The following is an 11,808-nucleotide window of genomic DNA, read 5'->3' on the forward strand; positions in this document are numbered from 1 at the left end:
TCTTCTTAGCCTCCTGTAACTCCAATGGGCCAAGCAATGAAAGGACGTCAGACGTGGCAGAGTTTGACCCTCTCCTCTTCCCGAACCATTTAGAACAGGCTCCCGCCGCCAATAACAATGAAACAGCATCTGTAACGATCGATGGGATCACCTATCAAATGGTTGCCGAATTGCTCCCTATGAAGGGACCCCTCCATAAAGCTCCTGTGATGCAGGATGACGCTTATTATTTTATGTGGAACGGCCAAATTTTAGATGCAGACCAATACTACAGCTTAACGGCCACCATCACCATTCAAAATTCCACCGATCAACCCTTTGGTTACAGCTTTGCTTTCTCACACGCTCAACTGCAAACCGGAACCGGGCTAACGCAAAAAAGCAATCCTCCGGATCTATCCTTAAACGTGGTCCCGCCACATTACTGCGCAGACGTCATTTTGGAATATCCGGTTGCAAAAGGGCCGGGACTGGAAGAAATCACGATAACCTTCCCACATATGGATTATAATCAAATATTCTGGGAGGACTACCGAAGTCTGGAACAAGCGCAACTCTCGCCGGAAGAGCTGGCGAACAAATACCAAGATCATATGACGCCCATTGCCTTGACCGCAGCAATTGCTGGATGAACGCTCCCCGCTTGTCCACGCTTTTACGCTTTTGATCGAAAAGCGCGGCTATCTACACATAAAGAATTTGGAGGGAAAAGCGCGGTTCCTTTGTGGGGTGCAAGTTTCGCCTCATCAAAATTTTACTGGGATGGATTTGCCTATGGAACCCAACAAAACCGGATGTTTTGCACATCCTAAAATTTTCTTGGGGTTCGTTCTGTTGATCGTTGCGGCAACAGCCATCTTCCTAACAACCCGGCCGGAAGAGACCCCCTACTCCTTCTTCTCGGACAGCTTTGGCCTGGCCTTGCCAGATCACACGGAGGTCCTGTTCGAAGAAGATACCTATGGCTCTATGGGCGACGGATACCGGCTTTATGCCTTTTCGCTCCCGCCCGGCGAACGGGACGCTTTCCTCTCCCAGGGCGCTATGGCGCGCTGGTCCCCCCTCCCGCTGCCGGAGGACGTTGCGCAGTCCTTGCGGCAACGGGTGCAGGCCATCGGTTCGCTCTCCGGCAAAGAACTGGCAAGGAACCTCTTTGGCGAGAACGGGAACCGGCAGGGCTTCTACTGCATCCTTTCCTCGTGGTATAAACAGCCTGGGGCCGTGCTGAACCATGCGCATTTTGACCAAGATATCCCCTTGTTTCAAAACATCGTCGTGGGGATGGTCGATTTGCAGGACAACGCCATCTATTATTATTCCTGGAATCAGTAAAAATAGGGCTATCCCCATTTCAAATGATTCATGAGAAAAAAACTCCGCTTTCTCGCAAAGGCCGCCCGCCTTTCCGACGGTCTTTCGGAACTCCCGCCCCGCAATCCAAGTACAGACTACAAGAGTTGCATATCAAAAAAGCACATCTGGACAGCGCTTCCGGACGGTTTTCCCGCCAGGAGCGCTATTTTCATTATTAAATCCAACGCCCGGCTTAACAGAGAAAGGCGATAGCGCTTTCATGCAATCGCATTCCTGTCAACTGAAAAGTGGCCTATCCGCCCATATGACGGACAGCTCCTTCCTTGCAAAATGCCTATTTCTCTCCACAGGACTTCCCCTTCCGAGCAAGAAAGCAAAATTTCCAGCTACCTGCCCATGTAGGCCTCGCCGTAGGCGCGTCCCGACCGGAGGTCCGCCTGCTTCCATAGGACTTCCCCTTCCGGGCAAGAAAGCAAAATCCCCAGCCGTCTGCCCATATAGTCCTCGCCGTAGGCGCGTCCCGACCGGAGGTCCGCCTGCTTCCATAGGACTTCCCCTTCCGGGCAAGAAAGCAAAATCCCCAGCCGTCTGCCCATATAGCCCTCGCCGTAGGCGCATCCCGACCGGAGGTCCGCCTGCTTCCATAGGACTTCCCCTTCCGAGCAAGAAAGCAAAATTTCCAGCTACCTGCCCATGTAGTCCCCGCCGTAGGCGCGTCCCGACCGGAGGTCCGCCTGCTTTCACAGGATTTCCGCTTCCGAGCAAGAAAGCAAAATTTTCAGCTACCTGCCCGCTTAGACCTCGCCGTAGGCGCGTCCCGACCGGAGGTCCGCCTGCTTCCACAGGACTTCCCCTCCCGAGCAGAAAGCAAAATCCCCAGCCGTCTGCCCATATAGCTCTCACCGTAGGCGCGTCCCGACCGGAGGTCCGCGAAAGACGCTGTGCGTCCGCATTCTGACCGGGGATCTGCGTCGAGACATGACGCGGCCCTTTTTTCAATATAAATGGGAATACGGGACGATGGACATTGTGCGTGAGAATTTATCACATGTGTCCCTTTTCGTCAAAATTCTTCGTTGTTAATGAACAAAAGAAAATTTTGAGCCAAAAACAACGACGCCTATTTTCGTTTGTACAACCGGCGGCCAACGGGGGTTACACCGCCGCCGTTCTGTTGTGGAACCCGTCCCGCTTTTTTCAATGTCCCATCGTCATAAAACTGCCGCCACATGCGGTAAAAACGTCAGACGTCCTCAGGAGGGGAATCCATGAATCCATTCGGAATCTTTGTTTGCATTTTATGGGGAACCGTCGCCCTTTTCAGCGTCCTCTCGTTTGTCATGGTTGTACATAACAACCGCCGGAACCTCAAACGCGCACAGGCTGTGGTCATCGAAAAAAACACCGCCCCCTCCGGCCTCACCCATACAGCGCGCGCCTCGGATGTAAAAACGGACTATATCATCCTGTTCTCCATCGGCGGGGAAACCCGTTCCCTGTTTGCCGGGCAAGCGCTCTATACGGATTTACAGGTGGGTGACCAGGGTACTCTTTCCTACCGGGATGGCCGGGTGGTCGGATTCACGCGCGCGGCGTAAGCGGACGCCCGCATAGAGCGTAACCGACTCTTTTCCTCGCATCGTATATACCCTGGAAGATTTCCCGAAGAAACCATTTTTTCTTGTTCGCCGTCTGCGAAACAGGCCCACAGGTTTCCCAAGAGCTTCTAAATAGGAGTCAGAATTCTTATTGAGCGGTCGGGATCTCATTTCCTGTAGTTGCGAAAGCAGAGACAGCACTTTGGTCCGCCGCCTCTATTTGATTCTTACCGGTTGATCGAGCGCGCCATGCGGCGGTAAGTGTGGCGAATTCCCTTGATTGCAGAGGAATAGGCCATGATATTCTCCGGCAGCGCCATGCCGATATAGCCCGCATCGCCCAGATGATGCATATCGGTACCGGTCATCTTGCACATGAGGGCAATCTGCCGGATGGTCTGCTGGTCCGCGCCCTCCTGGGACGTCCCCACCGCGGTGAGCGTCAACAAGCCCAGGGAATGCGCATAGCTGACAAGCTCTCGGATATATTCCATGGTCACGCCCGGCACCGTCCCCGGCGCGGGCAGAAGGATCACATCGGCGCCCGCGTCGGCGAATTCGGAAATATCTTCGCGGGTGATGATCCCGCGCCCCGCTTCAGACAGGATGCCCGATGCGTGCATCTTGCCCGCAACCAGAATTACCTTGTCCCCCAGTTCCGGCGCAATGGCTGCAAGGGATTCTGTGATTGCTTTGTTTTGGACACCGATCCCCGGATTCCCCGTCAAGACGAGCATATCCGCCCCCATGGCGGCAGCCGTCTTCGCATTTTGTAGGCTGGCTTTGCGGCCGTTTGTCAAGCTCCAGATGTCCTCATCCGAGCCCGCCGAAAAGGACTGTTCCGCCGGTTCCAAGTTGACCGCAACCAAGCGGCCCGTCAAACGCTTGATTTCCCGGATGGTGTCCTTCGGTTCAACCTTCGGGAGACCCCAAATTTGGGGCTCGATCACATCGAACATGTTCAGAATGACCACGTCCGCGCCCATGGCACAGACGAACTCCGCGTTGGTGATGTTTCCCAACATAGGCTGTACTGCGCCGATTGTTTCACACGCCAGTATGCGGCCCTCGCTCATGGCAATCGACTTTAAAATCTGGTCTTTATTCATGGTCTCCAGATCGGTGGTATTACAATCCAAAAGCCGTTTTAACATGCTTAATTCCTCCTAACAACAGGAGGCGGATGTCCCCATCCGCCTCCTTCTTTTATATTCTTTATCTGTTCCGCTTTTACAATCGAGTGGCAAATCCTAGAACATCCGAGATCAAATGCCGAGCAACGGCTTGATCGCCGCTTCCAGCTTTCCGACAACCTCTTCTGATGCCGCCTGGTCTGCGCCCTTGGCAGACAGATAGATCTTGATCTTCGGTTCCGTGCCGGACGGACGGACAATCACTTTACTGCCATTTTCCAGCCGGTATTCCAGCACATTGGATTTCGGCAGGGTGATTTCGCTCTCTGTACCGCCGTCGTAGCGCTTGCTCGCTTCATAATCGGACCAGCCGGAGACCTGATACCCCGCGATCTCCGCCGGCGCATTGGCGCGCAACGTATCCATGATGCGGTTCATGGTCTTCATGCCGTCCTCTCCCTCAAAGGCGAAGTTCAACAGGCCGTTCTTATAATAGCCGTGCTTTGCATACAGCTCGTTCATCGCGTCGACCAAAGTCTTGCCCTGCTGCTTGTAGTAGTATGCCATCTGGCAGATCAACATACTCGCGTCCACCGCGTCCTTGTCGCGCACATAACCGCCGGAGAGGTAGCCATAGCTCTCCTCAAAGCCGAAGATATAGCGCTCCGGATGTCCCGCCGCCTCCAAAGAAGCGATCTGATCCCCGATATATTTGAAGCCTGTCAGTACGCGGCGCATTTCAATGCCGTAGGATTTGGCCACCGCGTCCGCCATGTCCGTGCTTACAATCGTGGTGACGGCCACCGGGTCCTTGGGCATCTTCCCGTTTTTGATGCGCGCCTGTGCAATGAAATCGAGAAGAAGCACGCCCACCTCATTGCCGCTCATCAGCACATATTCGCCATTCTGATTGACGGCGATGCCGCAACGGTCGCAGTCCGGATCGGTTGCAACCAACAGGTCGGCCTGTACCTTCTCCGAGAGCTCCAAGCCCTTCTGCAGGGCCTCTTTGACCTCTGGATTCGGGAACGGGCAGGTGGTGAAATGGCCGTCCGGCATCTCCTGCTCCGGTACGACGGTCACGTCGTCCACGCCGATCATGTCGAGGATGCGCGTCACGCAGACGCGGCCGGAACCGTTCAACGGGGTATAGACCACTTTCAATCCTTTGCAGGGCTCCGGGATGACGCTCTGGTTTAACACCTCCTGCAAGAAGGCATTGATGACCTCATCTTTAATATAGCTGATACGGCCTTCCTTTACGCCGTCCTCAAAGCTCATGCGTTTTACGCCTTCAAAGACATCCGTCTTGGCAATCGCATCGGAAACTTCCTTGGCCATTTCGCTGGTGATCTGGCAGCCGTCGCTGCCGTAGACCTTATATCCATTGTATTTTGCGGGGTTATGGCTCGCTGTGACGCACACACCCGCATCGCACTTCAGATAGCGCGTGGCAAAAGAGAGGGTCGGCACTGGGGAAAGCCACGGATAAATGTGGGCATGAATGCCGTTTGCCGCCAAAACCGCCGCTGTCTCCTTCGCAAACACATCGGACTTGATACGGCTGTCATAGGCGATCGCCACATTTGCATTGCGCACATGCGCATTCAGGTAATCCGCGAGGCCCTGGGTGGCCTTGCGCACAATATAGACGTTCATGCGGTTGGTGCCCGCGCCGATCACACCGCGCAAGCCCGCCGTACCGAAATCCAGGTTGCAATAGAACCGGTCGTTGATCTCTTCCGGCTGGTCGCGGATCGCCTCAAGCTCCGCCGTCAAATCGGGGTCATCCAACTTCTGGGCCAGCCATCTTTCGTATTCACTCATCCTATAATCCCCTTTCATTTTGTAAAGCTCTATCTATGTTTCCCGCTCCCGCGGGGGATTTATTGGTTTCTACGTATAGAGTACCATGTGTTTTTGCCGCTGTCAACCAGCATACTGTCGAGATTGTCCTTGATGAAATATCCCCAAAAGGCCCTCTCGTACAGGGACCGATTGAAACCAATCGTCCCATTTAAACAAGCTCTTTTCCTTTCAATATTATAACCCTTCATCCAATCGGGATAATATTTGTCACAATCCCCGCAGGGGTAATGTCGATGATCCCGTACGTTCCCAAGCTTCCGTGCAGGCTTCCCGGATTCAAAATATACAGGCCCTCGTCATATTCTGCTAAGGCCTGATGCGTATGTCCAAACAGCACGATGTCTGCCTTTTTTTCTCGGGCTGCACAGCAAATATTATACAATCCGTATTTTACATTATACACATGCCCATGCGTATAAAAAAGTTTCTTTCCCTCCAAAGTGATCTCTCCCTCAACCGGCAGGTCACACCCCCAATCACAGTTGCCACGAACCTGTAAAAACGTTTTCTCGGGAAATTTTGCTTTAACCATTTCTGCTTCGTCCGCGCCGTCGCCCAGATGAATGACCACCTCGGCCTTCGGCTGGCGGAGCACCGCTTGTTCCAGTGAATACTGGTCCCTATGGGTGTCCGATACTACTAAGATTCGCATATAAATTCTTTCCCTTCCCTGTAAGATATTCCCGGACATGCCGAACCGCATTCCGATTTCTTTCATATACTATCTTATACCGACATATATTATTGATGACCAATCAAACAATATCCGCATGTCATCAAAAAAGGAGTGGTCGAACGATGGCAGTCAATCCGCCAAATGCTGAGCAGGCCAACATGCTCAACAATCTATTAAAAAGCCTCAGCCCCGCTGACACAGCGAAACTAAACCAGATCTTAAACGACAAGGAAGCTACCAACCGCGTGCTGAGCACCCCACAAGCGCAGGAGCTCCTGAAAAAACTGACCGGTAAGGGCTGAACCGCCCAGAATTCCCGCGCAAGCCGTACGGCCCATCCAGAAAGGAGGTACCGCGATGGATGACTTAACCGGAAAGATCAGCGAACTGCTGCAAAATCCAGCCATAGCGAGCCTTCTCAGCCAGTTCGGCGCGCCGCAGGGAGATACGCCGGAAGCGCAGCCACAGAGCGCCCCGCCCCCGCAGCCATCCGCCGCGCCGCAACCGCCCGCACAGGGAAACCCGCTTGCAGGTTTAGGATTGGACGGCGATATGCTTCAAACCGTTATGAAACTCGCACCGCTGCTCTCCAGTATGAATCAGGAGGACGACAGCACCCGATTTCTACACGCATTGCGGCCCATGCTCAGTGACGAACGCCAGACAAAACTGGACCAGGCAACCAAAATTCTACAGCTCATGCGCATGTTGCCCATTCTGCGCAGCCAAGGTATTCTCTAGCAACAGGTTTTCCCCGTTTTCTGGACGGTCTGGGCCTCTGGACCGAAAAGCGCTTTATATGCGTCTTTTTCCTGTCGGTTTGTCCTATACCCAAACCTAACCTACAAAATACGTGTCCTCTGTAACCTGCGGAAAACCGGCTAGCCCAAATGCTGTCGAGCGGCCAATATGCAATTGTATGAACCCCATGTATTCCGATCGTCCACAGGCCATCGTTTTTGCACACTGTGCAAACCCCTGTGGAACGACGACGCGCGTCCTTTGGAGGTGGTGAGATGGCGATCAACGACAGCGAGATGAACCGGATGCAACAGGATGCCATCCGCCGTGTTCGCGAAATGCAGGCGCGCGCTATGCAGTACCAATCCGGCACACAGCCGGAACCGCGCCGCAGCGATACGCATCCCCAACAAGTGCAACAGCGGCAGCCTTCCCCGCCTGCCCGCAATGGTTCTGTAGAGCGGCGGGAAGCAACAAATTCACACAGCCAACACCCTACGCCGCGTCAAGGGTCGGCGTCGCATACAGAATCTACGCCACACACACAGCCGGATTCTTCCAATCCTCACACGGCTTCAGAACCGGCCCCTTCTGGACGAGAAACTGCGAATGCCGGCCAGCACCCGGCGCAGGTTCCCCGGCCACAGCAGACGGCCTCCATCCCGCCAGCCATGGTGCGGCCGGCCAATCCCGTGACCGACATCTTTCAAATGCTGTTTCGGGAAAGCGACCGGACGCTCCTTCTTGCTCTGATTTTAATTCTCAGTGAGGAAAAATCTGATCCCGGTCTGCTGTTTGCACTTCTGTATATTGCACTGTGACCTTGCGTCATGGCAACCGCCAGAGGGTGTCCCCAAACTACGAATCTTTGGATTCATAGGAAAGGGGCATCCTCTTTCTGTTTGGAAAAACATCTGCGTTTCTAAAAAAAGAGGGTATCCTTCCGTCATTTCATGACTTTTGGGACGCCCTCTTTCGTACACTCATTCCTCTTCCAACGACCGGATTGCTGAGATATAGTATTGCTGTGTGGAGGAGTCCATAGTCAACTCGTACTCCATATACTTGGTAGGCGTAGGTCCCTCGATGGTACTACTGGTCTGATTTCGCCATTCGTCGCTTGGGGATACATAACCCACGCGCAGATAGACCTTTCCACCGTTTTTGTTTTCGCTCTCCGTATAAGGGGTATAGCTGCTGTCAGAGCTGTACAGTGCCACATGGAATTCATTTTGAACCGAATCGTACTCAAAAAAAGTCTCTTCGGCCGGAGTTTTGGGCTGTAATTGGCAATCGGGGCCGAATAGTTCCCGGCAGGCATCCACTACATCTCCCAGAGGAACCAACGCGCGGCCAGCCTCATCGTACTCGGTATAGTTTGTCCCGTTGTTCGCCGTAATGGTTTTCCACAGGGATGCGTTCAGAATGAAATCTTCGTCCGCTTCCTCGATGGATTCGAATGGGGCGGGGTCCTGCATAACCACTGGCGTCAGGAACGTGTCATACTCGCGCAACTGGGAATCGTCCGTCATCGTGGTGTAAATACGGTTGCCAATGGTCCCGGCGATAAATACCACGCCCACCAGCGCCAGCAGAAGAACCAAAGCGCCCACTGCAACCCCATACCGCCTGCGCCCCTTCCGGCGTACAGGCTGTTCTGGCACCGAAGGAATCGTGTTCTCTTCCTCCGGCTCGGGCGCCCATTTTGTCAACAATGCGTCATCCTCGTCCGCATCCGGATAGAAATCATCGATCTCCGTCGCATCGTCCTCTGTCGGAGAAACCGTCGGCCGTTCTGTAAAGGCTTCGCGGTAATCGGCCGTAAAGTCGGCAATCTTTTCCCTGCGCCGTTTTCCCGCCACAGGTAGCTTTTCCTGCTCCGTCCCCTCAGTTGATACCCCTTCCGGTTTTGGGTTCTTTCGCGCCCGGTTTTTTCGATTTTCCAGTTTATTATTCATGAATCCTCTCCGTATAATCGCCTATTTTATGTACTTATCGGATTTGACCATCCCCTGTGATGATAAACTTGGTGGAGGTCAACTCCCGCACTCCCATCGGACCGCGGGCATGCAATTTTTGGGTAGAAATCCCGATCTCGGCGCCACAACCGAACTCACCGCCATCTGTAAAGCGGGTCGAAGCATTGACATAGACCGCCGCTGAATCCACCCGCTCTGTAAACGCACGGGCATTCGTATAGTCATTGGTGATGATCGCGTCGCTGTGTCCGGATGAGTATCGGGCAATGTGTACGAGGGCATCTTCAAAGGAATCCACCACCTTGACCGCCAGGATGTAGTCAAGGTACTCACAGCTCCAATCCTCCTCCTGCGCGGGAAGTACAGCATCCCCCAAAATTTCACATGTCCGTTTGCAACCGCGCAGTTCCACTTTCTTCTCGTCCAGACGTGCCTTAATGGCAGGCAACGCTTTCTCGGCAATGTCCCTATGGACCAACAGTTTCTCCATCGCATTGCAGACCGACGGGCGGGAAGTCTTTGCGTTAAATATAATGTTGACTGCCATATCGATGTCTGCGGACGCGTCTACAAAGACATGGCAGTTGCCCACGCCGGTCTGAATCACCGGCACATGGGAATTTTCCACTACGGAACGAATCAGCCCCGCTCCGCCGCGCGGGATCAAAACGTCAAGATAATCGGTCAACCCCATCATCTCGATAGAAGACGCGCGCGTGGTATCCTGTACCAGTTGGATACAATCCGCGGGCAATCCCGCATCTTCCACTGCATTTCGCATCACTTCTGCCACCGCGGTGTTCGAATGAATTGCCTCTTTTCCTCCGCGCAGAATCACAGCATTACCCGCCTTTAGACAGAGGGCTGCCGCATCCGCTGTCACGTTGGGCCGGGCCTCATAGATGATCCCGATCACCCCGAGGGGTACCCGCACGCGCTGAATTTGTAGTCCATTGGGGCGGACAAATCCGTTTACAACCTGCCCCACCGGATCTTCCTGGGCGGCCACCCCACGCACGCCTTGCGCCATCCCCGCGATGCGCGCTGATGAGAGCGCCAGCCGGTCCAACAGGCTTTCACGCATCCCGCTTTCACGTGCCGCGCAGAGATCCTTTTCATTTGCCGCGAGAATTTCTGCCTCATGTGCTTCGATGGCATCCGCCATTTTCATAAGAGCTGCATCTTTTTTTGCTCCGGCCACTGCCAGAGCCCGCGATGCCTCTTTTGCCTTTTGCCCCATTTGCTCCAAAATGGTCATCCAGTCCACCTCTTTTTCCGGGACGAAGCCCAATTTTATTTTACTGTTTTCCTGTGCCGAAAACTGTCCCAATCTGCTCGCCATCGAAAAGATGGTACAGGTTTTTCGGGTTCGCTCCGCTCATCACACAACAGCAAATACCCGCCTCATTGGCGATGGCAGCTGCGCTCACCTTGGTCCGCATTCCTCCTGTGCCCCGGTTGGAACCTGTCCCACCCGCCAATGCAACAACCTCCGGCGTGACCTCCCGCACAAACGGAATTCGTTTCGCATTGGAGTCCGCACGCGGGTTCGCATCATACAGACCGTCAATGTCGGTCAAAATCACCAATAGATCCGCGTCGGTCAATTTGGCCACAATCGCCGAGAGCGTATCGTTGTCACCGATTTGCATGCCGACCAACTCGTCCACTGCGACGGTATCATTCTCATTGACAACCGGGATGATCTGCATCCCAATCAGTTCCTGGAATGTATTGACAACATTTTGCTTGCTATGCGGATTGGAAACAACATCCCCGGTCAGTAGCACCTGGGCCACCGTGCGGTTGTATTCTCCGAAAAACTTGTCGTACATGAACATCAGCTCACACTGCCCGACAGCAGCAAGGGCTTGTTTTTTTTCCGTCTCCTGCGGGCGTTCTGTCAAACCCAACTTTCCAACCCCAACGCCGATCGCTCCGGAAGTCACCAGAATGATCTCCCTACCGGAGTTTTGCAGGTCGCTAAGTACCTTACACAGGGATTCCATTCGCCGTAAATTGATCTTTCCATTTTCATAAGTCAGGGTAGAGGTCCCTACCTTGATGACCACTCGCTTTGCCTGTGTGATTGCCGACATACGATTCTGTCCTCTTTTCCCTCAAGTTTTCCCGTGGATTTATACCAGTCGTGCCGTCGTTTCATCCGATTCAGATCTGGCAACGGGAAGCGTCTATTCTCTTCCCAATTGTAGAGCCACATCACGGGCAATAGCCCTTATTCCTTTGAACGGCGTGAGATTATTATACCATGTCCGTTGACAAGAATAAAGCCAGATTTCGACACGGGTGCCTGTTTTACCCAAAATCCTAATGCAATTTTAACATCATCCTATGACAATCGAGGAACAAGTTGTAACCGGTTGGTATCCTGGTTGAAAAATTTACAATTCCATCAAAATATTTGTCGATTCGCCATATTGTCAAGCTTTTTGATTCGGGATATAATCTATATTCAATAAAAGATATGACAAAATTAT

General features: G+C 53.3%; 13 protein-coding genes. 6 read left to right on the forward strand and 7 right to left on the reverse strand.

Annotated features, from left to right (window positions below):
• Window positions 1-53 precede the first annotated feature (53 nt).
• Both B9Y59_RS14225 and B9Y59_RS14230 read left to right on the forward strand, forming a co-directional pair.
• Entirely contained in the window at window positions 54-632 is a 579-nt protein-coding gene (locus B9Y59_RS14225) for a hypothetical protein (RefSeq protein ID WP_085534267.1), read from the forward strand.
• A 142-nt stretch (window positions 633-774) separates the two neighbouring features.
• Window positions 775-1,332, forward strand: a complete 558-nt coding sequence (locus tag B9Y59_RS14230; protein WP_143255324.1) for a hypothetical protein — start codon at window positions 775-777, stop codon at window positions 1,330-1,332.
• A 368-nt stretch (window positions 1,333-1,700) separates the two neighbouring features.
• Here the strand turns inward: B9Y59_RS14230 and B9Y59_RS15480 are convergent, their stop codons facing one another.
• Entirely contained in the window at window positions 1,701-1,910 is a 210-nt protein-coding gene (locus tag B9Y59_RS15480; protein ID WP_143255325.1) for a hypothetical protein, read from the reverse strand.
• A gap of 672 nt (window positions 1,911-2,582) precedes the next feature.
• Between B9Y59_RS15480 and B9Y59_RS14240 the strand changes: the two genes are divergently transcribed.
• Window positions 2,583-2,912: a DUF2500 family protein gene (locus tag B9Y59_RS14240; protein ID WP_085534273.1), complete on the forward strand. Its 330-nt coding sequence runs from the start codon at window positions 2,583-2,585 to the stop codon at window positions 2,910-2,912.
• Window positions 2,913-3,139: 227 nt separating this feature from the next.
• On the opposite strand, the gene B9Y59_RS14245 is transcribed toward B9Y59_RS14240, so the two are convergent.
• The 3 genes from B9Y59_RS14245 to B9Y59_RS14255 all read right to left on the reverse strand — a co-directional run bounded on the left by B9Y59_RS14245 (window position 3,140) and on the right by B9Y59_RS14255 (window position 6,566).
• Window positions 3,140-4,066 carry a DUF7916 family protein gene (locus B9Y59_RS14245; RefSeq protein ID WP_085534275.1) on the reverse strand — a complete coding sequence of 309 codons (927 nt, stop codon included), beginning with the start codon at window positions 4,064-4,066 and terminating at the stop codon, window positions 3,140-3,142.
• A 111-nt stretch (window positions 4,067-4,177) separates the two neighbouring features.
• Window positions 4,178-5,872 carry a phospho-sugar mutase gene (locus tag B9Y59_RS14250; RefSeq protein WP_085534277.1) on the reverse strand — a complete coding sequence of 565 codons (1,695 nt, stop codon included), beginning with the start codon at window positions 5,870-5,872 and terminating at the stop codon, window positions 4,178-4,180.
• Window positions 5,873-6,098: 226 nt separating this feature from the next.
• Window positions 6,099-6,566 carry a YfcE family phosphodiesterase gene (locus tag B9Y59_RS14255; RefSeq protein ID WP_085534673.1) on the reverse strand — a complete coding sequence of 156 codons (468 nt, stop codon included), beginning with the start codon at window positions 6,564-6,566 and terminating at the stop codon, window positions 6,099-6,101.
• Window positions 6,567-6,712: 146 nt separating this feature from the next.
• On the opposite strand from B9Y59_RS14255, the gene B9Y59_RS14260 reads away from it, so the two are divergent.
• The 3 genes from B9Y59_RS14260 (at window position 6,713) to B9Y59_RS14270 (ending at window position 8,152) form a co-directional block, all read left to right on the forward strand.
• Window positions 6,713-6,892, forward strand: coding sequence for a hypothetical protein (locus B9Y59_RS14260; RefSeq protein ID WP_085534279.1), 180 nt, complete (start codon window positions 6,713-6,715; stop codon window positions 6,890-6,892).
• Between the two features lie 55 nt (window positions 6,893-6,947).
• The gene (locus tag B9Y59_RS14265; RefSeq protein WP_085534281.1) at window positions 6,948-7,331 is read left to right on the forward strand and encodes a hypothetical protein; all 384 of its coding nucleotides are present in this window, start codon (window positions 6,948-6,950) and stop codon (window positions 7,329-7,331) included.
• Between the two features lie 275 nt (window positions 7,332-7,606).
• Window positions 7,607-8,152, forward strand: coding sequence for a RodZ family helix-turn-helix domain-containing protein (locus tag B9Y59_RS14270; protein ID WP_054324801.1), 546 nt, complete (start codon window positions 7,607-7,609; stop codon window positions 8,150-8,152).
• Window positions 8,153-8,314: 162 nt separating this feature from the next.
• Here B9Y59_RS14270 and B9Y59_RS14275 read toward each other — a convergent pair whose 3' ends face one another.
• The 3 genes from B9Y59_RS14275 to proB are packed head-to-tail and all read right to left on the reverse strand — an operon-like array spanning window position 8,315 to window position 11,409.
• Window positions 8,315-9,289, reverse strand: coding sequence for a hypothetical protein (locus B9Y59_RS14275; RefSeq protein ID WP_085534283.1), 975 nt, complete (start codon window positions 9,287-9,289; stop codon window positions 8,315-8,317).
• 34 nt (window positions 9,290-9,323) lie between these two features.
• Window positions 9,324-10,568 carry a glutamate-5-semialdehyde dehydrogenase gene (locus B9Y59_RS14280; protein WP_085534285.1) on the reverse strand — a complete coding sequence of 415 codons (1,245 nt, stop codon included), beginning with the start codon at window positions 10,566-10,568 and terminating at the stop codon, window positions 9,324-9,326.
• Between the two features lie 40 nt (window positions 10,569-10,608).
• Window positions 10,609-11,409 carry a glutamate 5-kinase gene (gene proB, locus B9Y59_RS14285; RefSeq protein ID WP_054324803.1) on the reverse strand — a complete coding sequence of 267 codons (801 nt, stop codon included), beginning with the start codon at window positions 11,407-11,409 and terminating at the stop codon, window positions 10,609-10,611.
• Between the last annotated feature and the right edge of the window lie 399 nt (window positions 11,410-11,808).

The organism is Anaeromassilibacillus sp. Marseille-P3371 (assembly GCF_900169665.1).
Taxonomy (GTDB): domain Bacteria; phylum Bacillota; class Clostridia; order Oscillospirales; family Acutalibacteraceae; genus Anaeromassilibacillus.